The organism is Aeromonas rivipollensis (genome assembly GCF_010974825.1).
In the GTDB taxonomy this organism is placed as follows: domain Bacteria; phylum Pseudomonadota; class Gammaproteobacteria; order Enterobacterales; family Aeromonadaceae; genus Aeromonas; species Aeromonas rivipollensis.
Window position 1 is genome coordinate 69332 of the sequence record NZ_JAAILA010000022.1, and the last position, 23814, is coordinate 93145.

The 23814-nt window shown below is 61.9% G+C and carries 20 protein-coding genes, 12 tRNA genes and 1 riboswitch; of the genes, 16 read left to right on the plus strand and 16 right to left on the minus strand.

Annotated elements, in window-relative coordinates; genetic code table 11:
- Window positions 1-7 precede the first annotated feature (7 nt).
- The 4 genes from G4923_RS13790 to G4923_RS13805 all read left to right on the plus strand — a co-directional run bounded on the left by G4923_RS13790 (window position 8) and on the right by G4923_RS13805 (window position 2908).
- Complete coding sequence (locus G4923_RS13790) at window positions 8-535, plus strand: MotA/TolQ/ExbB proton channel family protein (RefSeq protein ID WP_163137410.1); 528 nt, start codon at window positions 8-10, stop codon at window positions 533-535.
- Window positions 536-601: 66 nt separating this feature from the next.
- Window positions 602-1009 carry an ExbD/TolR family protein gene (locus G4923_RS13795; RefSeq protein WP_005327075.1) on the plus strand — a complete coding sequence of 136 codons (408 nt, stop codon included), beginning with the start codon at window positions 602-604 and terminating at the stop codon, window positions 1007-1009.
- Window positions 1010-1025: 16 nt separating this feature from the next.
- The gene (locus tag G4923_RS13800) at window positions 1026-1661 is read left to right on the plus strand and encodes an energy transducer TonB (RefSeq protein WP_106887700.1); all 636 of its coding nucleotides are present in this window, start codon (window positions 1026-1028) and stop codon (window positions 1659-1661) included.
- Between the two features lie 11 nt (window positions 1662-1672).
- The gene (locus tag G4923_RS13805; RefSeq protein WP_163137411.1) at window positions 1673-2908 is read left to right on the plus strand and encodes a tetratricopeptide repeat protein; all 1236 of its coding nucleotides are present in this window, start codon (window positions 1673-1675) and stop codon (window positions 2906-2908) included.
- A 229-nt stretch (window positions 2909-3137) separates the two neighbouring features.
- Here the strand turns inward: G4923_RS13805 and G4923_RS13810 are convergent, their stop codons facing one another.
- Complete coding sequence (locus G4923_RS13810) at window positions 3138-6176, minus strand: glycosyl hydrolase family 18 protein (RefSeq protein ID WP_163137412.1); 3039 nt, start codon at window positions 6174-6176, stop codon at window positions 3138-3140.
- Window positions 6177-6290: 114 nt separating this feature from the next.
- Window positions 6291-6374, minus strand: a riboswitch (cyclic di-GMP riboswitch).
- Between the two features lie 296 nt (window positions 6375-6670).
- Between G4923_RS13810 and G4923_RS13815 the strand changes: the two genes are divergently transcribed.
- A complete protein-coding gene (locus G4923_RS13815) occupies window positions 6671-8821 on the plus strand; it encodes an ExeM/NucH family extracellular endonuclease (RefSeq protein WP_163137413.1) in 2151 nt (716 codons plus the stop codon).
- Between the two features lie 163 nt (window positions 8822-8984).
- Here G4923_RS13815 and G4923_RS13820 read toward each other — a convergent pair.
- The 6 genes from G4923_RS13820 to gltX all read right to left on the minus strand — a co-directional run bounded on the left by G4923_RS13820 (window position 8985) and on the right by gltX (window position 11209).
- A tRNA-Ala gene (locus tag G4923_RS13820) sits at window positions 8985-9060 on the minus strand.
- A gap of 40 nt (window positions 9061-9100) precedes the next feature.
- Window positions 9101-9176: transfer RNA gene (locus G4923_RS13825), tRNA-Ala, on the minus strand.
- A gap of 59 nt (window positions 9177-9235) precedes the next feature.
- Window positions 9236-9311 (minus strand) — tRNA-Ala (locus G4923_RS13830).
- Window positions 9312-9377: 66 nt separating this feature from the next.
- Window positions 9378-9453, minus strand: a tRNA-Ala gene (locus G4923_RS13835).
- Window positions 9454-9481: 28 nt separating this feature from the next.
- A tRNA-Ala gene (locus tag G4923_RS13840) sits at window positions 9482-9557 on the minus strand.
- Window positions 9558-9793: 236 nt separating this feature from the next.
- Window positions 9794-11209: a glutamate--tRNA ligase gene (gene gltX, locus G4923_RS13845; protein ID WP_163137414.1), complete on the minus strand. Its 1416-nt coding sequence runs from the start codon at window positions 11207-11209 to the stop codon at window positions 9794-9796.
- 251 nt (window positions 11210-11460) lie between these two features.
- Here gltX and G4923_RS13850 point away from each other — a divergent pair, with 251 nt between their 5' ends.
- The 3 genes from G4923_RS13850 (at window position 11461) to G4923_RS13860 (ending at window position 14812) form a co-directional block, all read left to right on the plus strand.
- Window positions 11461-13563, plus strand: a complete 2103-nt coding sequence (locus G4923_RS13850; protein ID WP_163137415.1) for a methyl-accepting chemotaxis protein — start codon at window positions 11461-11463, stop codon at window positions 13561-13563.
- 99 nt (window positions 13564-13662) lie between these two features.
- Window positions 13663-14331, plus strand: coding sequence for a LysM-like peptidoglycan-binding domain-containing protein (locus tag G4923_RS13855; protein WP_163137416.1), 669 nt, complete (start codon window positions 13663-13665; stop codon window positions 14329-14331).
- Between the two features lie 271 nt (window positions 14332-14602).
- The gene (locus tag G4923_RS13860) at window positions 14603-14812 is read left to right on the plus strand and encodes a cold-shock protein (protein ID WP_005327092.1); all 210 of its coding nucleotides are present in this window, start codon (window positions 14603-14605) and stop codon (window positions 14810-14812) included.
- Between the two features lie 277 nt (window positions 14813-15089).
- Here the strand turns inward: G4923_RS13860 and G4923_RS13865 are convergent.
- The 6 genes from G4923_RS13865 to orn all read right to left on the minus strand — a co-directional run bounded on the left by G4923_RS13865 (window position 15090) and on the right by orn (window position 16319).
- Window positions 15090-15165 (minus strand) — tRNA-Gly (locus tag G4923_RS13865).
- 24 nt (window positions 15166-15189) lie between these two features.
- Window positions 15190-15265, minus strand: a tRNA-Gly gene (locus G4923_RS13870).
- Between the two features lie 38 nt (window positions 15266-15303).
- Window positions 15304-15379 (minus strand) — tRNA-Gly (locus G4923_RS13875).
- Between the two features lie 29 nt (window positions 15380-15408).
- A tRNA-Gly gene (locus G4923_RS13880) sits at window positions 15409-15484 on the minus strand.
- 36 nt (window positions 15485-15520) lie between these two features.
- Window positions 15521-15596, minus strand: a tRNA-Gly gene (locus tag G4923_RS13885).
- Between the two features lie 177 nt (window positions 15597-15773).
- Complete coding sequence (orn, locus tag G4923_RS13890; RefSeq protein WP_111912002.1) at window positions 15774-16319, minus strand: oligoribonuclease; 546 nt, start codon at window positions 16317-16319, stop codon at window positions 15774-15776.
- A gap of 91 nt (window positions 16320-16410) precedes the next feature.
- On the opposite strand from orn, the gene rsgA reads away from it, so the two are divergent.
- From rsgA to G4923_RS13915, 5 genes are read left to right on the plus strand one after another with little or no spacing between them, the layout of a single operon-like run.
- Entirely contained in the window at window positions 16411-17445 is a 1035-nt protein-coding gene (gene rsgA, locus G4923_RS13895; RefSeq protein ID WP_210428253.1) for a small ribosomal subunit biogenesis GTPase RsgA, read from the plus strand.
- Between the two features lie 42 nt (window positions 17446-17487).
- Window positions 17488-18360: an archaetidylserine decarboxylase gene (gene asd, locus G4923_RS13900; protein ID WP_163137418.1), complete on the plus strand. Its 873-nt coding sequence runs from the start codon at window positions 17488-17490 to the stop codon at window positions 18358-18360.
- A complete protein-coding gene (locus G4923_RS13905; protein WP_163137419.1) occupies window positions 18357-18638 on the plus strand; it encodes a VF530 family protein in 282 nt (93 codons plus the stop codon). Before asd ends, G4923_RS13905 begins: the two co-directional genes overlap by 4 nt.
- Window positions 18628-18891: a DUF2960 domain-containing protein gene (locus G4923_RS13910; protein WP_025325938.1), complete on the plus strand. Its 264-nt coding sequence runs from the start codon at window positions 18628-18630 to the stop codon at window positions 18889-18891. The genes G4923_RS13905 and G4923_RS13910 overlap by 11 nt, the downstream gene beginning before the upstream one ends.
- Window positions 18892-18893: 2 nt before the next feature.
- Window positions 18894-19292 (plus strand): hypothetical protein, encoded by a 399-nt coding sequence (locus tag G4923_RS13915; RefSeq protein WP_163137420.1) that lies wholly within the window; start codon window positions 18894-18896, stop codon window positions 19290-19292.
- A gap of 149 nt (window positions 19293-19441) precedes the next feature.
- On the opposite strand, the gene G4923_RS13920 is transcribed toward G4923_RS13915, so the two are convergent.
- Window positions 19442-19936 carry a hypothetical protein gene (locus tag G4923_RS13920; RefSeq protein ID WP_106887711.1) on the minus strand — a complete coding sequence of 165 codons (495 nt, stop codon included), beginning with the start codon at window positions 19934-19936 and terminating at the stop codon, window positions 19442-19444.
- Window positions 19937-20102: 166 nt separating this feature from the next.
- Here G4923_RS13920 and G4923_RS13925 point away from each other — a divergent pair, with 166 nt between their 5' ends.
- Window positions 20103-22073, plus strand: coding sequence for a putative bifunctional diguanylate cyclase/phosphodiesterase (locus tag G4923_RS13925; RefSeq protein ID WP_139746184.1), 1971 nt, complete (start codon window positions 20103-20105; stop codon window positions 22071-22073).
- Window positions 22074-22264: 191 nt separating this feature from the next.
- Here G4923_RS13925 and rraB read toward each other — a convergent pair whose 3' ends face one another.
- On the minus strand, window positions 22265-22600 hold the full coding sequence (gene rraB, locus G4923_RS13930) for a ribonuclease E inhibitor RraB (protein ID WP_106887713.1): 336 nt from the start codon (window positions 22598-22600) through the stop codon (window positions 22265-22267).
- A gap of 628 nt (window positions 22601-23228) precedes the next feature.
- Between rraB and G4923_RS13935 the strand changes: the two genes are divergently transcribed.
- Window positions 23229-23304: transfer RNA gene (locus G4923_RS13935), tRNA-Phe, on the plus strand.
- Window positions 23305-23309: 5 nt separating this feature from the next.
- Window positions 23310-23385, plus strand: a tRNA-Asn gene (locus tag G4923_RS13940).
- A 64-nt stretch (window positions 23386-23449) separates the two neighbouring features.
- Here G4923_RS13940 and G4923_RS13945 read toward each other — a convergent pair.
- Window positions 23450-23671 (minus strand): hypothetical protein, encoded by a 222-nt coding sequence (locus G4923_RS13945; RefSeq protein WP_106887714.1) that lies wholly within the window; start codon window positions 23669-23671, stop codon window positions 23450-23452.
- Between the last annotated feature and the right edge of the window lie 143 nt (window positions 23672-23814).

Here is a 23814-nt window from a genome sequence, read left to right on the forward strand (position 1 = left end):
GTCACCCATGTGGTTCTGGTTGATTGAAGAAGTCGAGTCGGTCCGCCGGTTTCTGGGATTGGGGGGCGACGTGCTGGTCGCCCTGTTCTTCCTGACCCTGATGATGTGGGCCCTGCTGCTGGAGCGCTGGTTCTACTTCATGGCGGTCTACCCCCGGCAGGTGAAGCAGACCAAGGCGACCTGGATGGCACGCAGCGATCACCTTTCCTGGTCTGCCAAACAGATCCGCCGCGAGCTGGTCTCCCGGGTCGCCATGGCGGTGGACAAGGGGATGCCGGTCATCAAGGTGCTGATCGCCCTCTGTCCGCTGATGGGGCTGCTCGGCACCGTAGTGGGCATGGTGCAGGTGTTTGACACCCTGGCCATCACGGGCACGGGTTCGCCGCGGGCCATGGCCTCGGGGATCTCCAAGGCGACGGTACCGACCATGGCGGGCATGATTGCCGCCCTTTCCGGCCTGTTTTTTGTCAACCAGCTCGATCACAAGGCCAAGTTGGCGGTGCAGAAGCTGGAAGACAACCTGAAACACGGCTGATGCAGGATGCACTCCCCCGGCCGGGCACTGCCCGCCGGGGCACAGAACAAGCAAGGAGTTTTTGCCATGAGAAAACGTCACAGCGACAGCGGTGCCGATGAGGCGGCCATCGATCTGACCCCCATGCTGGACATAGTGTTCATCATGCTGATCTTCTTCATCGTCACCACCTCGTTCGTCAAGGAGTCCGGCGTGGAGATCAACCGCCCGAGCGCCAGCACGGCCGAGACGGTGAAGAAGGGGAACATCATGGTCGCGGTCCGCGAGAACGGCCAGGTCTGGGTCGACAAACGGGTCGTCGAAGTGGGCGCCGTGCGTGCCAACATCGAGCGGCTGCGGGCGGAGAACCCGGAGAGCGCCGTGGTGATCCAGGCCGATACCGAGTCCCGTTCCGGGCTGGTGGTCCAGGTCATGGATCAGATCCGCATGGCCGGTGTCCAGAACATCTCCATCGCGGCGAGCAAGAGCAGCTGATGCCGGAGCGAGCACCATGAGATACCTGATAGCGATAGCTGTCTCCTGTGTGGTGGTGTTCTTCCTGTTTCTGGGAATGAACAAGCTGATCACACCGGATCACCGGGAGCTGACGGAGAGAGAAGACGTCACCATGACCGACTTCATTCGCCTCAAGCCCCAGGAGACACTGCAAGAGAAACAACGGGAGCTGCCCAAGCCGCCGCCCCCGAACCGCCCGCCTCCCCCACCCGAGATGGAAGTGGCGAGCACCGACAGGCCCAAGATGGATAGCGCCCCCATGGACATGCCCAAGCTCGACATCCCGGTCAACATCGGCGGCGGCAACGCCCTGGGTGCCTACAGCACGGGGGGCGGTGGCGGCGGCATGGGTGGCAACAACGGCGCCATGCCCATGGCGACCTTCGAGCCCATGATGCCCCGCAAGGCGGCGCTGGCCGGCCTCGCCTCCGGCAAGGTACTGGTGGAGTTCACCGTGACCGAGCGCGGCACCGTCAGCAACATCCGGATCGTCAAGGAAGAGCCGCGCAGCTACGACCTCGGCAAGGAGGCACGCAAGACCATAGCCAAGTGGACCTTCAAGCCGGCCATGGTGGATGGCAAGCCCCAGGCCAGTCGCATGCAGCAAGAGATCGAGTTCGCGGTCAACTAAGGAAGGTGGCGATGAAAAAGTTACATACCCTGATCCTCGCCCCGGTGGCCATGGCGGTGCTGCTCAGTACCGCCAGCTGGGCCGCCGAGCAGCCCGCCCTGTCTGATCGCGCCTACCGCGCGGTCAACAAGGCCCAGGCGTTGATCACCGAGAAAAAATACGGCGAGGCCAATGCCAAGCTGCAGGATGCGCTCTCGGGCGCAGGCGAGCGGGTCTACGACAAGGGGGTCATCTTGCAGACCCTGGGCTTCGTGGCCGCCCAGCAGGAGAAATACGGCCAGGCGACCAAATACTTCGCCGACGCCATCGCCACCGGCGGCCTGCCGCAGCCGGTGGCCCAGCAGGTGCGCTACAACCTGGCCCAGCTCTATATGGCGGAAGGCAACTTCAAGGGCTCCATCAGCACCATGAATGAGTGGTTCGCGAACCTTGGAAAAGATGAGAAGCCGACCCCCCACGCCTACATCACCCTGGCCAACGCCCATGTGCAGCTCAAGCAGTACCGGGAGGCCATACCGGCGGTGGATCAGGCCATCAGGCTCTCCGCGGGCAAGGCACCGGAGTCCTGGTACCTGCTGAAGATGGCGGCCCACTACGAGCTGAAACAGTACAAGCCGGCCACCGAGGTGCTGACCGCCCTGGTGGACAGATACCCGGAGAAGAAGAAGTACTGGACCCAGCTCTCGGCCATGCACATGCAGGCGGGCAACGATGCCAAGGCCCTGGCGGCGCTCGAGTCGGCCTACAACCTCGGCATGCTGACCGAGGCGGCCGAGTTGCAGCGGCTCGCCAACTACCTCGCCTTCGCCGGCATTCCCCATCGCGCCGCCCGCGTGATGGAGAAGGCGATGAAGGAGGGGCAGATCGAGAGCAGCGCCGCCAACTACAAGACGCTCGCCAACTACTGGCATCAGGCCAAGGAGCTGGATCCGGCCATCGACACCCTGGCCAAGTCCTATCAGCTGGCCCCCAGTGCCGAGCTGCAGCTGAAGATGGCGCGCATGATGATCCAGAGCAAGCGATACAAGGATCTGGTGGCCCTGGCCGCCAAGCCGGCCGTCAATGCCAGCGGCGAGCAGCGCGCCGATCTCAAGTTCCTGACCGGGGTCGCCTACTTTGAGCAGCAGAAACCCAAGGAGGCGCTCAGCGCCTTCACCCAGGCCGCCCAGAATGGCAACGTCAGTGGTCGCGCCTCCCCCTGGATCAGCTTCCTGAAGGAGCAACAGGGCGGCGCCGTCACTCAATAAACCGGCACGTCATGGGCAAGCATCCGCCCATGGCGACTGCCCATCCACAAGGGGGTCAGCCCCACAGCTTGCCTGGTGGCAATTGGCCGCTCTTCGGAGCGGTCTTTTTTATGGGCAGCTCCCCGCGTGGTCACGAAATTCCTTCCTTATATAAGGCGCAAAAAAATCCGGAGCCTGGGCTCCGGATTGGGTCATTGCGTTGACGCGGGGTTAACCCCCCAACCAATTATCAGTAGTTGCATACCAGCTTCCAACTGCCGTCACCCGCCTTGGGCTCGCTGCTGGTCCACCAGTTCGCCTGCCAGACTGCCTTGCCGTTGGTCATGCGATCGTTGCCATTGGCGTGATCCCCGCGCGGCCAGCTCGGATAGGCCGGATAGGCCGCCGGATCCACGCTCTGGCTGGTGCAGCTGGTGCCACCGCTGCCGCCATCACCCCCACTGCTGCCCCCCAGCACCGCCTCGGCCAGGGCCGGGAAGTCGGACTTCAGGCCTATGGTCTGGCTGCCGGCAATCAGGCGCATGCCGCTCGGCACCCCCGCCGCCGGCAGGTAGTAGGTCATGGCCACTTCCACCTCGGTGCCCGGCGCCCAGGCCTTCCAGCCCGGCAACGTCAGGGCCACCTTGTGGAAGTCCTTCTCATTGGCGATGCCGTCGGAGTTCTGGTTGCCGCCGCTCTCCACTACCTTGAGCCCCATGCCGCTCTGATCCGTGATGGTGTCAGAGGTGGAAGTGGGCATCAGGAACTCGATGCGGGTGCCGCCCGGTATGGTCTGGGTCGACTTGTTGGTGAGCTTGAGGGTCGGGTTGATCGGGTAGTTGGAATCCCCCTCCTTGAAGCCCGAGAGGCTGACGCCTATGTCGAGCTGAGCGGCCGGGGCCGGCAGATCGTTCTGCTTCAGGCTGGCCTTGCTCGCCTTGCTGAACTTGTCGTAAGCCAGGCTGGTGAGGGTGCTGCCCATGACATACTCGTTCTTGGCAGCGTCGAAGTCGTAGTCCCCCGCCATCTCCCAGAACATGACGCCACCCAGGCCCCGATTGACTATGTAGTCGAGCTTGTGCCCCATGGACTCTTCATCTTCGGTGGAGAGGAACACCTTCTTCTCTTCGTTCCACAGCCAAGGCGCATGGGCCTTGTCGTCGTAGTAACGCACATACTGGCCTTGCATCACGTGGGCCGGGTTGTTGGGATCCAGACCCCAGGCCGTGCCATAGCTCGGCAGTGTGGTGATGCCGAGGCTGGCCGCGTGCTCCAGATTCTTGGCGTGCCACATGGGCACGGCGCCGCCGCCTATCTCCTTGCCGTTCTTGTCGAGATCATGCCAGATGTTATCGATGCCGACCGCCCCGTTGCCGCAGGGAACTGTGCTGCCCCCCGTGCCCGGTTGACAGGCGCTCTGGCTCGGCAGGGCCGCCTTGCCCCCCAGGCCATGGGTACCACCTGTCACCCCTTGCCAACCACGGGTGTAGTAAGGCACCCCTATGTTGATCTTGCCTGCCGCCAGGGCACCACGGAAGTAGTGGGCCGCCCAGGCGGAGTTCAGGTAGCCGATGGCACCGAACTGGGCCTGGTTGTAGACACCCCACTGGGCCAGCTCGGGATCCGCCTTGTTGTCGAACAGGGCGGCGTTGTGGCCGACGAAGTGGTTCCAGGCGCCGTGGAAGTCGTAGGTCATCAGGTTGACGTAATCCAGATACTGGGTGACCTGGAAGTTCTCCATGCCGCGCAGCAGGTAGGCCGAGGCCGGCGAGGCTATGGTCAGCATGTACTTGCGGCCGTCCTCGGTGCCGGCACTGTCGAGCCGCTCGCGCAGTGTCTTCATCAGCACTTCGTAGTTCGCAAACAGCTTGGCCCGGCACTGGTTGGAGAGCGGGAAGTCGTTGGGGTTGCCCGCATCCTTCATGGAGGTGGGGTACTCGTAATCCACATCCACGCCGTCGAAGCCGTACTGGCGGATGAAGCTCACCGCCGAGTTGGCAAAGGCGTTGATGCCGGCGGTATTGACCGAGCAGTCGCCCTTGGTGGTGGCGGTGTAGAAGCCACGGGTATCGGCCCAGCCACCCACGGAGATCAGGGTCTTCACGTCCGGATACTGCTTCTTGTATTTCGACAGCAGGTTGAAGTGACCCTGATAGGCGAACTCGGGATCCATTTCGGCGCCCGGCACCCCGTCCCAGGTCAGCTTGGTGGCGGCGTCATCAACCTTGATGAGGTGGCTCTGCTCGTCCACCGCCGCGAAGGCGTAGTTGATGTGGGTGATCTTGTCCCAGGGGATGTCGCCCACCAGGTAGGAGGGCAGCCCGTTCTTGCCGGTCCGCCAGGAGGTGAAATAGCCGATGACGCGGCGGCCATGGTCATCCCCCATGCACTCGCTGCCATCGGCGCGATAGATCTGGCGCACGTCGCAGGAGAGGTTGCCACCTGTGGGGGGCAGCGCCGCCTCTTCCACCAAGACATCGACCTGGGCCGACTCGCCGGAGAGGTTCTCCCTGTCGGTCGCCACCAGCTTGAGACCGGCCAGCCCCTTGCTCTGGGGTGTCCAGCTCAGTTGCCAGGGGGCGCTGCTGTCTTCACCCACCTTCTTGCCATCGACGAACAGCTCGACCTTGGCGACGTCGTCATTGGCGTCGGTGACATTGCCGATCACGGTGAGGGCGCGGCCCAGGGTCACCTTGGCCCCGGCGGCGGGGCTGGCGATGCTCGCCTTGGGGGCCTCTGGCGCCACCACGGCGGCGACCTTGAAGCTGGAATCAGCCTCGCTCAGCACCTTGCCGTCTTTATCCAGCGCCCGGGCCTTGAGGGCGTGATTGCCCACGCCGGCGGCAAACCAGCTGGCACTCCAGGGAGAGGCCGTGGCCGTGGCGACCAGGGTGCCATCGACCAGGTACTCCACCTTGGCCAGCGCCGTGATCGGGCCGCTCAGGGTCACCCCCAGGGCGACGCTGGCACCTTCGCTGACGCTGCTGCCCACGGCGGGGGAGCCGATGGCAACGACCAGAGCAGGCGGCGGCACCTCACCGCCATGAAGTTTCCAGGCATCGGCCCAGACGGCGCCGACACCGGGTTCGTAGTGGTAGGGGGAAGCCCCGCACCAGCCGGAATAGGGGAATTCTTTGCATTCGTAGAGGGCGCCTGCGTTGCTGACGACATCGCCAGCCTTGTAGGCGGTGCCAGCCTGATAGGCGGGATAGGCGGCGTGCGCCCAGGCGGGCATGGCCGCAAGGGCAACCAGCATGGCGAGCCTGCTGGGCCTGAGGGTCTGTTGCATCTTGTTATCATCCTTGTTTTGTCTTGGCTTCAACACCGGGAAAAGCGCAATCGCAACAGGGGAGCAGGGAACGACAACAGGCCTTGGACGGGGCCACATACCCTCATGTCACCCCGGGGTAACCCCGCTGTCTGGCCCGCTTGGGACAGATCGGAGGCTTTGCGTCCCGGCATCACTGCCGGTTTGCCCTTAACCTGGGTTCCGTGAGGAACGGATCGAGTATAGAAAGCAAGTGGCGGCCGCTCAATCTTTATTCTCTAAGGAAAATATGTGAATGCCGGCCAGCTCACATTCCCCCTCAATCGGCCAACTAACCATTAAGTCATTAATATCAATCTGTTAGCCACATCAAAAAAACGGGCTCAGCCTCTTTTGTCTCCCCATAATGTGCGCTGCCTCACTGGTCAGAGCTGCCAGAAATGTGACAATGCGCGCCCTTGGCCAGAGCGCCAAGGCTATGGAAACACTGGCAAAAAAATAAAAAAGGAATACCCATGAAAGGAAGACCTACCCTGCTGTCCCTGGCCGTGGGGCTCGCCCTCGCGTCCCCGTCTCTCCATGCCGCCGGCTTCAGTTGCCCGGCCGACAGCGCCCTCACCCCCATCCCCGCCATCCAGGGCAGCGGCGACAAGAGCCCGCTCGTCCCGGACCATCAGTTCGAAAGCCCCCGAAGCGTCTCGGTCAAGGCCGTGGTCTCCGCCCTCGGCGAGAGCCTGAACAAGGGCTTCTACCTGCAGGATCTGCAAGGGGACGGCAATCCCCAGAGCTCGGACGGCATCTTCGTCTACCTGAGCGACAAGCAGTTCGCCAGCAAGTACCCGGACATACAGCCGGGTGCCCAGGTCTGTCTGGAGGCCAAGGTCGAGGAGTATCATGGCCACACCCAGCTCAAGCCCCTGTTTGACGGCAGCACGCCGCGTCTGGCGGTGCTAGCCCGGGGCGACGCCCCGGCCGCCACGGCGCTGCGGGTGCTGGAGGGGGAAACCCTGGCCCGGGCCCTGGAGCGTCACGAGGGGATGCGGGTGCGCCTCGATGGGGACAGCGCCCTCAAGGTAAGCCGCAACTTCAGCTACGACTACGCCGCCAAGCGCAACAACCTGGTGCTCTCCCACGGCGCCCCACTGATGAAGCCGACCCAGCTCCATGTGGCTGGCAGTCAGGGGGCAAACACCCTGGCCGAGGCCAATGCGGGCAACCGCGTCTTCCTCGAGTCGGACTTCAAGGCCGCCAACGGCAAGCTGCCCTGGCTGCCGGCCTGGGAGCCGGAGCAGGGTTACCTGCGCATCGGCGATGCCCCGGTCAATCTGGAAGCCCTGGTGGGTTACAGCTATGACGAGTACCGGCTGATAGTGCCCAAGGATCAGCGCATCACGGCGGGGGATCTGCTGCGCACAGATGAGAACGACCGCCAGGGCGCACCGGCCCGCGCCCATGGCACCGACCTGCGCATCGGCAGCTTCAACGTGCTCAACTACTTCACCAGCCACTCCAGCGTGGGGGGCGCCCTCAACGTGCTCTGTGCGGATCAGGCGGATGCGGACAGCGCCAAGGGCTGCAACCGCGGCGCCAAGAGCCTGGAGGAGTTCCAGTTGCAGCGCACCAAGATAGTCAACGCCATCACAGAGATGGACGCAGACCTGCTCGGCCTGATGGAGATGGAGAACAACGGCTTCGACGAGCACGCCGCCATCAGCGATCTGGTGCAAAGCCTCAACGTCCGGCAGAAAGAGGCGAGCAAGCAGTACGCCTTCGTCAGCCTGCCCAAGGCCCTGCTCACCCAGGATCGCTTCTTTGGCGGCGACGCCATCATGGTGGCCATCATCTATCGCCCCGCCCTGCTCACCCCAAGCGGGGATGCCGAGGTCATTCGTCTGCCAGAGCAGCGCTACATCACGGGCGGCGTCACCAGGAGCGCAGGCCAGCGGGACTCCCTGGTGCAGCGCTTCACCGTGGCGGGCAGCGACGAGCCCCTGACTCTGGTGGTCAACCACCTGAAATCCAAGGGATCCGGCTGCTATGAGAACGGGGATGGCAAGAGCGAGCCTGCGGATCTGCAGGGCAAGTGTACCGAGTTCAGGGTCAGTGCCGCCAAGGTGCTGGGTGAGGCGGTGAGCAAGATGCCGGGTCAGGTGCTGCTGGTGGGGGACTTCAACTCCTACGCCAAGGAAGATCCCATCCGGGTGCTCACCGACTACGATCCGGCCACGGCGGAACGCCAGATCCACTCCGCCTCCCACACCTTCGTCGGCGAGCAGCCCTATGAGCAGATGGGCCGCGCGGTGGAGAAGAACTACGGGCTGATCGACGTGAACCTCAAGTTCAACCAGGAGAAGGCCATCTCCTACAGCTACGAGGCCGAGCTCGGCACCCTGGATTACGCCCTCGCCAACCCGGCGCTGGCCAAGCGGGTGATCGCGGTCGCCGACTGGCACATCAACTCGTTCGAGAGCAACCTGTTCGAATATGGCAGCGCCTTCACCGGCGATCTGATCAAGTCGGACAACCCGTTCAGCGCCTCCGACCACGACCCCATCATCGTCGACCTCAAGCTCAACGAGCAGAGCAAGGGCGGCGGTGGCGGGGCCATGGGGGCACTGCTGCTGGCGCTGTTGCCGCTGGCCTGGCGCCGTCGGCACACCTCATGATCCGCGCTGAATAACGCAAAAAGCCCGCGACAGTCGCGGGCTTTCTCATTCTGGCCATTTGATTTGTAAATGAAGGGGCGGGAAGTATGGGAAAAATAAATACCTGAACAAACAAAAAGGCCACCGCGATAACGGTGGCCTTTTGCTTCTTGTAACAAGAATTTGGTGGAGCTACGCGGGATCGAACCGCGGACCTCTTGCATGCCATGCAAGCGCTCTCCCAGCTGAGCTATAACCCCAAGTTGTGGCGAATCAAGGTCAAGACCTTCACTCTGAATTTGGTGGAGCTACGCGGGATCGAACCGCGGACCTCTTGCATGCCATGCAAGCGCTCTCCCAGCTGAGCTATAACCCCAAATTCTTTCTTCATTAGACAACGGGTTCTGGCGGCCTGTTGCTCTTTATTGCAAATAGTGGTGGAGCTACGCGGGATCGAACCGCGGACCTCTTGCATGCCATGCAAGCGCTCTCCCAGCTGAGCTATAACCCCACAAAGGTCGGCCTGGGTGATACACACCGCACTGCCCTGGGTACTGCACTTCTACAATCGGGAACCTGGTGGAGCTACGCGGGATCGAACCGCGGACCTCTTGCATGCCATGCAAGCGCTCTCCCAGCTGAGCTATAACCCCTTGGATTCCAGATTGTTCGAGGAGAATTTGGTGGAGCTACGCGGGATCGAACCGCGGACCTCTTGCATGCCATGCAAGCGCTCTCCCAGCTGAGCTATAACCCCAACTCACCTCGGCGCTACCAAAGTTATCTCTGGCAACGGAGGCGCATGATAGGCATCACCCGCTTTGCTGTCAACCCAAAATTTTCGCCGGTTGGAGCGTTTAGTCAAAATTCAGGCAGTTAGCTGTTTTTACCGCCAACAGCGTCGCTATGTCGCTGTTTTACGTCGCAAATCCGCTTGAGGCCAAAATGCAAAGGGCCCCCGTCAGGGAGCCCTTTGTTGTCAGCGACTGGCGCTTATTCGGCGGCCATACGCACTTCGATATAGGCCAGGGCGCGGTCGATGCGAGCGAGCACACGCTCCTTGCCCACCAGCGCCATCACGGCGTCTATGGCAGGAGATTGGCCCAGACCGGTGACGGCGACGCGCAGCGGCATGCCGACCTTGCCCATGCCCTGACCCAGCTCGGCGGCAGTGGCTTCAATCAGCTCGTGCAGCGCTTCGGTGGTCCAGGTCTCCAGCGCCGCCAGCTTGGCCTTGGCCAGAGTCAGCGGCTCGGCAGCGACGCCGCGCAGGTGCTTCTTGGCAGCGGCTTCGTCGATGGCCTCAAAATCTTCGAACAGATAGCGGCTCTGGGCGGCCATCTCTACCAGGGTGTTGCAGCGCTCTGCCAGCAGGGTGACAACCGCAGGCAACGCCGGGCCCTTGCTGGTGTCGATGTTCTGGGCGGCCATGTGCCACTCCAGGTGCTTGGCAACATAGGCCGGATCCAGGCTGCGCATGTAGTGGTTGTTCAGCCACAACAGCTTGTCGGTGTTGAAGGCGGAGGCGGACTTGGAGATGGCATCCAGGCTGAACAGCTTGATCATCTCGTCCAGGGTGAAGATCTCCTGATCGCCGTGGGACCAGCCCAGACGCACCAGATAGTTCAGCAGGGCTTCCGGCAGGTAGCCGTCGTCGCGGTACTGCATCACAGAGACAGCGCCGTGGCGCTTGGAGAGCTTGGCGCCGTCGTCACCCAGGATCATGGAGACGTGGGCAAACTCCGGCACGGGCGCGTTCAGCGCCTTGTAGATGTTGATCTGGCGCGGGGTGTTGTTGATGTGGTCTTCGCCACGCACCACGTGGGTGATCTCCATGTCCCAGTCATCGACCACCACGCAGAAGTTGTAGGTGGGGGCGCCATCGGTACGGCGGATGATGAGATCGTCGAGCTCGGTGTTGGCAAACTCGATGCGGCCGCGGACGTGGTCATCGAACACCACAGAGCCTTCGGTGGGGTTGCGGAAACGGATCACGTGGGGCGCATCGGCCGGGTGATCGTGGGCGGCATCCCGGCACTTGCCGTCATAGCGGGGCTTCTCGCCACTCGCCATCTGGCCTTCGCGCAGCCCCTCCAGGCGCTCCTTGGAGCAGAAGCACTTGTAGGCGCGGCCATCGGCCAGCATCTCGTCGATGATGCCGTTGTAGCGATCGAAGCGCTTGGTCTGGTAGTAGGGGCCCTCATCCCAGTTCAGCTCCAGCCATTCCATGCCCTCAATGATGGCGTCGATCGCCTCCTGAGTGGAACGTTCCAGGTCGGTATCCTCGATACGCAGCACGAACTCGCCGCCCTGGCTCTTTGCGAACAACCAGGAATAGAGTGCGGTACGGGCACCGCCGACATGCAAAAAGCCGGTCGGGCTGGGAGCAAAACGGGTTTTGACTTTCATCTTTAAGCCTTGTGTAGAGGGCCTTGGGCCAATGCGTTAGAAAAAACCGTCGCATTTTAGCACTCAGAATCACGGATGGGAAAACCATGCAATAGCCGGGGCCTAAACAGGTCTTGATTCGGCCGGGGCGCCGTTCTTTGAGAGGGATCGCAAAACCTCCCCTCATTTTCAGCTTTGCTGATCAACATTGCTGGAGGAATCTCCCGCCATGCCGATAATTCATACAACTTTCTACTCACAAGGAACACGAGATGCAGTTTCGCTCTATCCAGAATCGCATCCTGGTACTGGCGGGGGTCGCCATGACCACGGCCCTGGTCATCCTGATCCTGCTCAACCAATACTCGAGCAAGCAGACCCAGCAACTGACCATCAGTTCCAGTCGCGCGGCCCTGCAGCAGGAGGCGTGGCAGAAGGTGAGTGCCAACGCCCGCGCCGAGGCCGCCACCATCACCCAGTTGCTGCAAAAGGGGCTCTCCTATACCCAGCAGATGGCCAGCGTCTTCGCCCTGCAGCAGGAGGGCAAGCTGCCGCTGGATCGCCAGCAGGCCACGGATCTGCTCAAGGCGCAGCTCGGCCTGGAGCCGCAACTCTATGGTGCCTTCGCGGGCTTCGAGCCGAACGGCTTCGATGGCCAGGACAGCGCCTTCGCAGGCCAGAGCGCCCTTGGCAGCGATGACAAGGGGCGCTTCGTCCCCTACTTCTATCGCGACAAGGAGAGCATTGGCTCGGATCTGCTGCTCTCCATCGAGAAGAGCGACGCGGACGAATTCGGCAATCCGGCCAACGACTACTACGCCTGCCCCAAACGGGAGGGGCGCTCCTGCCTCATCGATCCCTTCAAGGTGGACATCAACGGCCAGCAGGTGCTGGTGAGCACCATCACCACCCCCATACTGGTGGGCGGTCAGTTCAAGGGCGTCGCGGCCCTGGATCTGGCGGTGGACTCCATCAGCCGCCAGGCCCAGTCCCTCAACAGCAACATCTATGACGGCAAGGGAGAGACACTTATCGTCAGCGCCGCCGGCGTCATCACAGGCACCAGCGGGGACACCAGCCTGCTCGGCAGCCGCGCCGACAAGCTGCTGGGCGACGGCTGGCAGCAATACCTCAAACCCGAGCTGCAACGCCAGGAGCTCGACGAGGCGTTTCGCATCTCTGTGCCCATCGCGGTGCCGGGCATGGCCCGCAACTGGGCCATCATAGTCACCCTGCCCTATCAGGTGGTGCTGGCGGGCGCCGACGAGCTGGAGAGCCAGCTCACCGAGATGAACCGGGCCGCCATGACCCAGCAGCTCATAGGTGCCCTCATCGTACTGGTGCTGGCCCTGGCCACCATGCTGGCGATAGCACGCAGCATCACGGGCCCCATCCGCCAGATGGTCAGCCTGGTGGATGACATCGCCGATGGCGAGGGGGATCTCACCAAGCGCCTGAACACCCGGGCCCAGGACGAGCTGGGGGCACTGGCCCGCGGCATCAACCGCTTCATCGACAAGTTGCAGGTGCTGCTCGGGGACGTGCAGAAAACCGCGAGCGAGGTCCATCGCCACGCCGGGGATACCGATCGCATTGCAGGCCAGACCGACACCAACCTGCAGCATCACCAGGCACAGATGGAGCAGATGCTGACTGCGGTGCAGGAGATGTCCTATGTCAGCCAGGAGGTGGCGACCCACGCCAACAACACCGCCGACTCGGCCAAGCAGGCCCAGGGCGCGGCGGATCAGGGCAAGGTGCGCTTCCAGCAGGTGATCCAGTCCATGCACAAGGTGGCGGCCGAGGCGGGCAAGGGAGCCGAGGTGGTAGAAGGGCTGGCCCACGACAGCGAGCAGATCACCAGCATACTCACCGTCATTCAGGGCATCGCCGATCAGACCAACCTGCTGGCGCTGAACGCCGCCATCGAGGCGGCCCGGGCTGGCGAGCAGGGGCGCGGCTTTGCGGTGGTGGCCGACGAGGTGCGCAAGCTGGCGGGCAACACCCAGCAGGCGGTGCAGAATACTCAGGAGCTGATCGAGAAGATCCGCCACAGCTCGGCCAATGCGGTCAACGCCATCCAGCAGAGCCAGCAGCTGACCCATCAGGCGGTGGGCGAGGCCGATCTGGCGGAGGCGGCGCTGGACAGCATCTTCCAGGCCATTGCCACCATCAACGACATGACCTATCAGATAGCCTCCGCCGCCGAGGAGCAGAGCTCAGTTTCCGAGACAGTCTCAGGCAACCTGTCAAAAACCAACGCACTGGCCAACGACATAGCCCAGGATGCCACCAATACGGCGAAAGCCAGCCAGGCCTTGCGCCAGGCGGCCGAGCGTTTGCAGCAGTTGCTGGGGCAATTTCGTCTCAGCTGATAATTTTCATGCTCAGGGCTCTCCCCCTCGGGGGCGAGTCCGTTTACCATAGGCACTATATTTGCCTGATGGCAGGCAATGTAGTGAGAGGTAAATGCCGTGCCCACCCCGGACCGTCGCCCACGTGGCCATAACAGACGAGCCCAGCAGCGTCGCCAAGACGAATCACAAGGAACCCTGCTCCATCGTATCAATGCCGCTACCCTGCCCCTGCGTCAACGTCTTGGCCAGGGATTGGGCGGCCTTGGTCAGCGTAACAAGGAGTCGAAGGCGGCTTCATTCAAGCTGGCTAGTCCGCTGCCGCGCAAGCACACCATAGGCCTGCTGGTGCTGGTGCCTCTCTGGCTGTTGCTGCTGGCCTGGGAACCTGCCCCCGCCGCCCCCAAGGCGGCGCCTTCCGGTTCGCTCGCCGTGCCGCTGGCCGTGCCGACCCAGGCGCTGACCGTGGGCAACGGGGCCGCAAGCAGTGCGCCGGTCGCGGCCAAACCGGTCGAGGAGAGAGTCGATGGCACCTGGCTGCAGCACGAGGTGCAGGCTGGCGAGACCCTCTACTCCATCTGGCGCAAGTTTGAACTGCCCGGGGCAGAGCTGAGCCGCCTGATCGCCATAGAGGGGCCGGACAGGCCGCTGACCCGGCTGCAATCGGGCAAGTCGGTGTTCATCCTGGTGGACACAGGCCGCCGCATCCAGCGGGTCGAGATCCGCTCCTTCGGTCAGGCAAACTACCGCTACGACCGACAGGGCGAAGGGTTCGCCCTCAAGGAGTGATGAAACGGGAGGCCATGGCCTCCCGTTTTTTTGACCAGAAGCATGAAACAAGCCGCTGACTTCCCAATACTTTTAGCTCGCTCAAAAAATGAAAAGTGCCAAATTGACAAGGGATCGGGCTCCAGTACAATCGGTTGTGCTTTAGACAGGGATTGTACTGCATGCCACTGGAACACATCGACGTAGTCAGTCATGGGTAGGCCCCTGCATTCTAGGCAAATGCTGCCCAACAAGGCGTTAGTTTCATTTTGTTATAGATAGGACTTACCACATGTCTGACATTCGCACCGGCCAAGTAAAATGGTTCAACGAAACCAAGGGTTTTGGCTTCATCGAGCAATCCCAGGGACCGGACGTTTTCGTTCACTTCTCCTCCATCCAGAGCACTGGTTTCAAGACCCTGGCTGAAGGTCAAAAAGTCCAGTTCACCGTGACCCAGGGCAAGAAAGGCCCGCAGGCTGAGAACGTGACTCTGCTCTAAGCCGCACCCGTGAACTCGCAGGAGGAGCCAAGGCCCCTCCTATTTTTTTGTCTGCCATTCCCCGCCCCGTATCGGGCGAGCTCTTCGCCGCCCTGACATGCCTCTCCCAAGCCGCCTACGCTCAGCTGCCGCCGCCATAGTCCATGGACCGAGGGCAATGACGGGAAACCGGCACAGGTGCTGACAAGCGGATATGGCAAAGCATCGCGGCGCGATACGGAATCTATTCGAATAGGGATAAGAAAAAGAATGGACGACTAGGACTACGAAGAGAGATTGGAGCGGGAAACGAGACTCGAACTCGCGACCCCGACCTTGGCAAGGTCGTGCTCTACCAACTGAGCTATTCCCGCAACAGGATGTCTTCTGCAAGTGATTGGAGCGGGAAACGAGACTCGAACTCGCGACCCCGACCTTGGCAAGGTCGTGCTCTACCAACTGAGCTATTCCCGCATCGGAATAATCATCTGCAGTAGCTTACTAATACGTATTGGAGCGGGAAACGAGACTCGAACTCGCGACCCCGACCTTGGCAAGGTCGTGCTCTACCAACTGAGCTATTCCCGCTACATGTGTCTTGAGGCTGTGCTGATGATTGGAGCGGGAAACGAGACTCGAACTCGCGACCCCGACCTTGGCAAGGTCGTGCTCTACCAACTGAGCTATTCCCGCATCGGGCTGGATTGAACCAGTGTCATCATCAGATTTTGGAGCGGGAAACGAGACTCGAACTCGCGACCCCGACCTTGGCAAGGTCGTGCTCTACCAACTGAGCTATTCCCGCAACTGCCTTAAAACGACCGTACAGCATTTGGTTGCTTGCGCTACTGTACGGGAGCCGAATTATAAGAGCAGTCATTCCAATTGCAAGGGCTTTTTTGTCACTGTGCAGCCGTTCGCTCAAAAGCTGGCCGAACTGCCGATTTTAGCAACCGAGCGACGGCAACCCCTTGCCGGGGACTCAGATTTTGAAGACGTGGCTGCGGTAGAACTGCAGTTCGGCGATGGACTCGCGGATGTCGTCCAGCGCCTGATGGGAACCGCTCTTGGTGAACTGATCCAGCAGCTCCGGCTGCCAGCGGCGCACCAGCTCCTTGATGGTGCTGACGTCGACGTTGCGGTAGTGGAAGAAGGCTTCCAGCTCGCCCATGTGCTTGACCATGAAGCGGCGATCCTGGCCTATGCTGTTGCCGCACAGGGGGCTGGTGCGCTCCGGCACCCACTGGCGAATGAAGTCGAGGGTTTCTGCCACGGCGCGGGCTTCGTCGTGCTCGCTCGCCTTGACCCGGGCCACCAGTCCGCTCTTGGTGTGGGTGTTGACGTTCCAGTCGTCCATCTTGGCCAGCTCTTCATCGCTCTGGTGAATGGCGATGACAGGCCCTTGTGCCAGCACGTTCAGATCCTTGTCGGTGATGATGGTGGCAATCTCCAGAACCACGTTCTCTTCGGGGTCGAGACCCGTCATCTCCATGTCGATCCATACCAGGTTCTGCGCGCTGACTGTCATGATTGCTCTCTCTATTGGGAGGAATGGCGGAATTTTGCCAATTTGCATGTATCATACTGGCTTTGGATCTGTTCATAAACTGGCGAATCGAGTGGCAAAGAAAGCAAAACTCAATCTGGGTCAACAGAGGCGCGTTCAGGCCAACCGCGAGCGGCGACTGCAAAAAGATCACACCACAGTAGTGGATGACACCCTGTTCGGCCCGGCCATCGAAGGGGTGGTGATCAGCCGCTTCGGCCAGCACGCGGACGTGGAAGCCGTCGACGGCACCATCCACCGCAGCAACCTGCGTCGCAGCAGCATCAACAGCCTGGTGTGCGGTGACAAGGTGGTCTGGCGTCCCGGCCTCAATGCCGCGACCGCCGGGGTCATCGAGGCGGTGCATCCCCGTCACTCCGTATTGACCCGGCCGGACTTCTACGACGGGGTCAAACCCATCGCCGCCAACATAGACCAGATAGTCATCGTCTCGGCGGTGATGCCCGAGTTCTCCACCAACATTGTCGACCGCTATCTGGTGGCCGCCGAGGATGTGGAAATCGCCCCCCTCATAGTGCTGAACAAGGTCGACATGCTGGACGAGGCGGCCCGCATCCGGGTCGAGGGCCAGCTCGCCGCCTACCGCAAGCTCGGCTACCCGGTGATCCTGGTGAGCTGCGAGAGCGGCGAGGGGCTCGACCAGCTCAAGGCCGCACTGACCGACAAGATCAGCATCTTCGTCGGCCAGTCCGGGGTGGGCAAGTCGTCCCTGACCAACGCTTTGATGCCGGGGCTTGGCGTGCTCACCGGCGAGATCTCCGAAAACTCGGGGCTGGGCACCCATACCACCACCACGGCGCGGCTCTATCACTTCCCGAGCGGCGGCGATCTCATCGACTCCCCCGGGATCCGCGAGTTCGCCCTCTGGCACCTGGAAGCCGATCGCATCACCTGGTGTTTCGTGGAGTTTCGCGACTACCTCGGCAGTTGCAAGTTCCGCGACTGCACCCACAAGGACGATCCCGGCTGCGCCCTGCGGGCGGCGGTCAGCAGTGGCGCCATCAGCCCTGACCGCTTCCACAACTATCACCGCATCCTGGAAACCATGCAGGAAGCCCGCCACGGTCGGCAACAAGCCCGGCTGTGACCCAATCAACCTCCCTCTTTTTAGAAAGAGCAGATGAAGATCATGAGCATCACTGACAACCTGAAAATTGCCGGTCAATACTGCCTGCCCAAACACGCCCTCTCCCGCCTGGTCGGCAAGCTTGCCGCCGCCGAGGCTGGCAACCTCACCACCCGGGTGATCGAGGCCTTTATCAAGCAGTACGGCGTCGACATGAGCGAGGCACTGCACGAAGATCCGGCCCACTACGCGAGCTTCAACGCCTTCTTCACCCGCGAGCTCAAGCCGGGGATCCGCCCGCTGGTCGAGGATGCCATGACCCTGGCCCTGCCGGTGGACGGCACCGTCAGCCAGCTCGGCCCCATCCATCAGGGCCGCATCATCCAGGCCAAGGGCCACGACTACAGCGCCCGCGAGCTGCTGGGCGGCTTCGAGGATCTGGTGGCGCCGTTCAAGGATGGCGACTTTGCCACCATCTATCTGGCGCCCAAGGATTACCATCGCATCCACATGCCCCTGGACGGCGTGCTGGAGAGCATGGTGTTCGTGCCGGGGGATCTCTTCTCCGTCAACCCGCTCACCGCCGAAAACGTGCCCAACCTCTTTGCCCGCAACGAGCGGGTGGTCGCCACCTTCCGCACCCCCCACGGCCCCATGGCGCTGGTGCTGGTTGGCGCGACCATAGTCGCCAGCATCGAAACCATCTGGGCGGGCAACATAGCGCCGACCAAGCAGAAGGAAGTGGTGCGCTGGGATTACACCGGCGATGAGGCCATCACCTTGCAAAAAGGCGCCGAGATGGGTCTGTTCAAGCTCGGCAGCACAGTCGTCTGCCTGTTTGGCCCTGGCATGCTGGCCGGTTTCGAACCCCATCTGGCCAACGGCATCACTACCCGCATGGGTCAGCCCTTTGCCAAGCTGGCGGATCAGGCATGAGTGACCAGTCCAAGCCTGCGCAACCGGGCGCCTCGCAGAAAAACAACCCGCTGCACGGACTGACTCTGGAGGCGATAGTCACCGCCCTGGTCGAGCACTACGGCTGGGAAGAGCTGGGGCAGCAGATCAATATCCGCTGCTTCACCGATGATCCCAGCGTCAAGTCGAGCCTGAAGTTCCTGCGCAAGACCCCCTGGGCGCGAGAGAAGGTAGAGAGTCTCTATATCTATGTTCAGCGCAAACAGGCCAAACAGAAGGAAGACCCCAGTGGCGTTTAAGATTACCTACACCTACAAGAAGCAGGCCAAAGAGATAGGCTACGCCAACGACAAGTTCAACAGCATCTATGACGCCATTGCCGCGGCCGAGGGGCTGGATCTCTCCAGCTTCCACGCCATGGAGGCCCAGCTGGCCCAGGTGTGCCGCCGCGACAAGAAGAGCGTGAAGGACTACAGGGAGAACTACTTCAAGGAGCTGGGCTTCTCCAACGTCGTGATCGAACGGGACACTCTCGAAGACAAGCAGGAGTAAGCATGCGAACCCTGACTCTGATGGCCGCCTCCCTGCTGCTGGCGGCCTGCAGCACCCAGCCTCCCCAGCTGGTCGGCAACGATCAGGATGCCCACGGCTGCCGTGCCAGCGCCGGTTACCAGTGGTCCCCCCTGCTCGGCCAGTGCGTACGCCTGTTCGAGCAGGCGGTGCGCCTGCAATCCCTCGAGGCCAGCGAGACCGGCAGTGCCTTCGTGCTGTTCAACGCCGATCAGAGCAAGGCCGAGCTGACCCTGCCAAGCGGCGAGCTGATCCCCCTTGAGCGCCAGGGCGAGGAAGGGAACTGGTCCTGGCAAGGAGGGGCCTACCAGCTCTTCCCCTGGAAGGGTTATGTGCTCAAGTCCGGCGAGCGAGCGCTGTTTCACGGTGACAGCGCGCTCTAACGGCAACCGCCGCCAGTACGACAAAACCCCCGGCTCAGCCGGGGGTTTTGTTTTTGGCCCAGAGCCGGTTCGGGCTCTAGGCGCTCGCGACCCAAAACAAAAACCCCGTTGCAGGCAACGGGGTTTTCATGCGCTCCGGCAGGGCAGGATCAGTTGCCCAGGGTGGCGAACAGACTCTGCTCCAGGCTGCCGCGGGAGACGCAGACCGGCGTGATGGAGGGAGCCAGCACGCGCTCGCCGGAGGACTCGACGAAGTAGAGCTGGGTGTTGCCCTTGACGTTGACGGTCGCCACGCTGTTGTTGCCGCTCTGGGTGATGATCAGGTTAATCTGCAGATTGGGGTTGCCCAGTGCGACCTTGGAACCCATGGTGCCGCAATCCAGCCACTCCAGCCCCTCGGCCGCGTTTTCGACGTTGGCGGTCATCAGACCTGAGCCACGCTGGCTGTTTTCGATGTTCAGGCCGTGATCGCCAAACCACTTCTCGGCGCGGGCCCACACCAGATCCACCGGAATTGCCATCTCCTGGGTGTTGTTGGTCGCCTTGGCAACCGGCGGGGTATAGCGGTACTGCTCGCCACCATTGTTGTCACTGGCACAACCCACCATCAACAGGGCCAGGGCGCCCCCCATTATCTTCTTCATGCTGCTTCTCTCGTCCATAAGGCCATAGGCCAACCGGCGGCTATTATGGCGATCACGACACAGACTGTCAGCAGGGATCCACATAAATGGCGGATTCTTAACCCACGCTTTACAAAACTGGCCTGTTATCATAGATTTGCTCGAAGTCTCCTCCGTGAGTGCTCACGTGAATTCTTCGCTCTCCCTGGCGCTGCTGCAGCAGATCATCGACCAGTTACCCATGAATATCTTCTGCCGGGATACGGCCGGACGGTACCTGTTTGCCAACAAGGCTTTCGCCCGGGAGGCCGGGCTGTCTCAGCCGGGCGATCTCATCGGCAAGACGGACGCCGAGATGCCCTGGGGCGATCTGTTCCGCGAGGAGGACGGACGCCTGCTGGCCGAAGGCAAACCCCTGCTGCACCAGCAATTGCACTGCCACGGCGGCGCCGGCGCCAACTGGATGGAGATCCACAAGGTGCCGCTCTATGACGAGCAGGGTGACCCCCTCGCCCTCTTCGCCATGGTCAGCGCCATCGACCAGCGCAAGGAGCTGGAGCAGACCTTCCGCCAGCAGCAGCTGCTGCAACGCCGCCTGCTGGATGCCATCCCTGATCTCATTCGCCTCGAAGATCACCAAGGCGTACTCATCGACTGCAATCAGGCCTTCCTCGACTTCATGGGACTGTCGGCAAGCGACGCCCTGGGTCGGCGAGTGCCGCCCCGCCTGCCCGTCGAACAGACCCTGGGACAGGGGGAATATTGCGTGGTGGATGCCCAGGGCAAGGGCCGTCACCTGGAGGTCACCCGGGTCGAGGTGCCGGATGACGAGGGCAACTCCCTCGGCATTCTCACCCTGAGCCGTGACATCACAGGGCTGCGTACCACCCAGGCCCAGTTGCAACAGGAGCAGCACTACGACAGCCTCACCGGCCTGCTCAAGCTCTCCCACTTCCTGCAGACCAGCCGCCACCTCGGCGCCCGCAAGGCCAGCCTGCTGCTGGTGGATCTGCAACATTTTCGCGAGATCAACGATCGCTTCGGCATCCGGGTCGCCGACCGCCTGCTCAGCCAGGTGGCGCGCCGCCTGCAACGGCTGGCGCCGCCCCAGTCCCTGCTCTGCCGGGTCGCCGCCGATGACTTCGCCCTGCTGCTGCCCGAACTCCCCCTCTCCCTGGATGAGTGGAGCCGCAACCTGCAACAGGAGCTGATGGCCCCCTACCAGGTCGAGGAGCACAGGATCCAGATCCCGGTGTTCCTCGGCATAGCCCACGGCAAGGCCAAGGAGGCCGAGCGCCTGCTGAGCCATGCTGAAGCCGCTCTGGCCCAGGGCAAGCGCCAACAGCAGCACTGCACCCTGTTCGACCCCGAGCTCGACGCCAAGCTCAAGCGCCGTCAGCTCATCGCCGCCCAGCTGCCGCTGGCCATCAAGTCGGCCGAGCTGACCGCCGTCTACCAGCCCATCATCTGCACCCACAGCAACCGGCTGCACGGGGCCGAGCTGCTCTGCCGCTGGCCTCATCCGGAGTTCGGCATGATCTCCCCCGACGAGTTCATTCCGCTGGCGGAAGAGCTGGGCCTCATCGGCCAGCTCGGCCAGCTGATGCTGGAGCTGGGTTGTGCCCAGCTGGCCCGCTGGCAGGTGGCGGCCCCGGACCTGGTGCTCTCCATCAACCTGTCACCGCTGCAGTTCCGCGATCCCGAACTCTGCCCGCAGATCTTCGACTGCATCGAGCGCCACGGGCTGGCCCCCTGGCAGCTGGAACTGGAGATCACCGAAGGGGTGCTGATGGAGAATGCCGACGAGATAGAGAGCAACCTCGCCTGCCTCATCGAGGCGGGCTTCCAGCTCGCCATCGACGACTTCGGCACAGGTTACTGCTCCCTCGCCTACCTGCCCAGGCTGCAGGTGGCCACCCTCAAGCTCGACAGAAGCTTCACCCAGGGGCTGGCCAGCAACCAGGCTACCACCGCCATAGTGCGCTCCGTCATCGGGCTCGGCCATGAACTCGGTATCAGGATCACCGCCGAAGGAGTGGAAACCGTGGAGCAGCAGGCCTGGCTGGCACAGGCGGGCTGCGATCGCCTGCAGGGTTACCTGTTCAGCCGCCCCCTGCCCCCCGCCGAGTTTGCCCGCAACTACCAGTTGCCCGACTGACTCGCGCACAGCAAAAAGGCCACTTGAAGTGGCCTTTTTATTATCTGTCGAGGGCATGGGCAACATCTTCGCGATGCGCTGACGAGTACACCTTACTCCTGGAAGTAGGTGCCCCAGCCGTCGTAGTCCACGCCGTATTTTTCGAGGGAAAAACGGTCAGCATCTTCTCACCGGCAACCAGGAAGACACTCTTACTCCTGGAAGTAGGTGCCCCAGCCGTCGTAATCCACGCCGTATTTTTCGAGGATCGGCAGCATCTTCTCAATATCGGCCACTATGGTCTCGATATCCAGCTTGCACTCCACAGTGGCATCGAAGCAGAAGATGGTGGCACCGTCGTCCAGCTCCATCTCCTCAGCATCTGTCACCTCGAAGCCGGCCTTGAACAGGTCCACCGCCGCCTTCTCCAGCAGATCGAAGTTCTGACAGGCAAAGTGGTGCTCAATCTCGTAGTCCAGACTCGGGTTGCTGCCATCGGCCAGCAGCTCGTTGACGATGGCGGTGGTCTCGTCGCGCCACTCTTGCATGTTGATACTCATATAAACCCCAGGCGGTATTGGATGGATGTCAGCCCCTGCTGGCAGGCACGCTGCGGCCGCGTTAGCCCGGGTCGCCGCCAGGGGGATGGTTGCGGCAAAGCATACCCGCAGAGCGCAACCGGCTCAATGCGGCGGACCAAGATAACTGCCTTGCCCGACCCCCGCCCAAATGGCGGTGTCCGCAAAAAGGTCAAAAAGTGCAATAACCCGCCTTTGACAGGCGCCACCACAGATACCGTCCCCCCCCCAGCTCAAGGAAAACAAAATACATTGCAGGATCTTTGGGGATCAGTGTTTTCCACCATGGAGCTACTGATGACCAAGGGTCAGCCCGGGAGCATAAAAGAACTCGTTTGAATGACACACCGTCAGAAGCAAGGCCCCCGCTCATCGGCTCGCCCCTTGTGATTGGGCATCAGGTCATGGCCGTCATTGAGCCATGACGTTCGTTCAAGGGATCTGGCCTCCTTTACTCACGTTGCCCATGAACACAGCGCGACAGGGCGGGAAAAATGGGGGAAAGCAGGATCGATTGCTCGGTTATCGAGCGAACGGCACCGCAATCTGCCCCCAGCGGTTGACACCTAGACGCAGAAAGGGTTTAATGCGCGCCGTTGCCCAGATAGCTCAGTCGGTAGAGCAGGGGATTGAAAATCCCCGTGTCGGCGGTTCGATTCCGTCTCTGGGCACCAATAATTCCTCCTTAGTTCAGTCGGTAGAACGGCGGACTGTTAATCCGTATGTCGCTGGTTCAAGTCCAGCAGGAGGAGCCAAATTCGAAAGGCCCGCTCATCTGAGCGGGCTTTTCTGCATCTCCCCTTCCCGAAACGTCATTCCCTAATAGCGATTCTCGTCGCCGTGCCAGACATGTCCGGCGGAACATGCCCGGGCGACCTCGTGACAAGGGTCATCGGCATGACAGCGGAAGAAATGCTGATCTTGTTGCAGCAGAAGCGAACTCATCGAGTGGCTGATACCGGCCAGAGCCTCGCCAGCGGTCAATCCTGCAACCCGGTGATCTGTGGCCAAATGAGCCAGTACTCTTTCACGACTATTCATGATCGCCTCCCTCTGTGGATCCCGTCGTAAATTGACCATAGCAGCAGGTATCTGACTACCGCAAACCCGCGCCAGCCAAGGGCTCCAGGCCGGTCCATCGCTGACGGAAAGGGGGGGCAAATGAAAGGCTATGTCCCAATTAC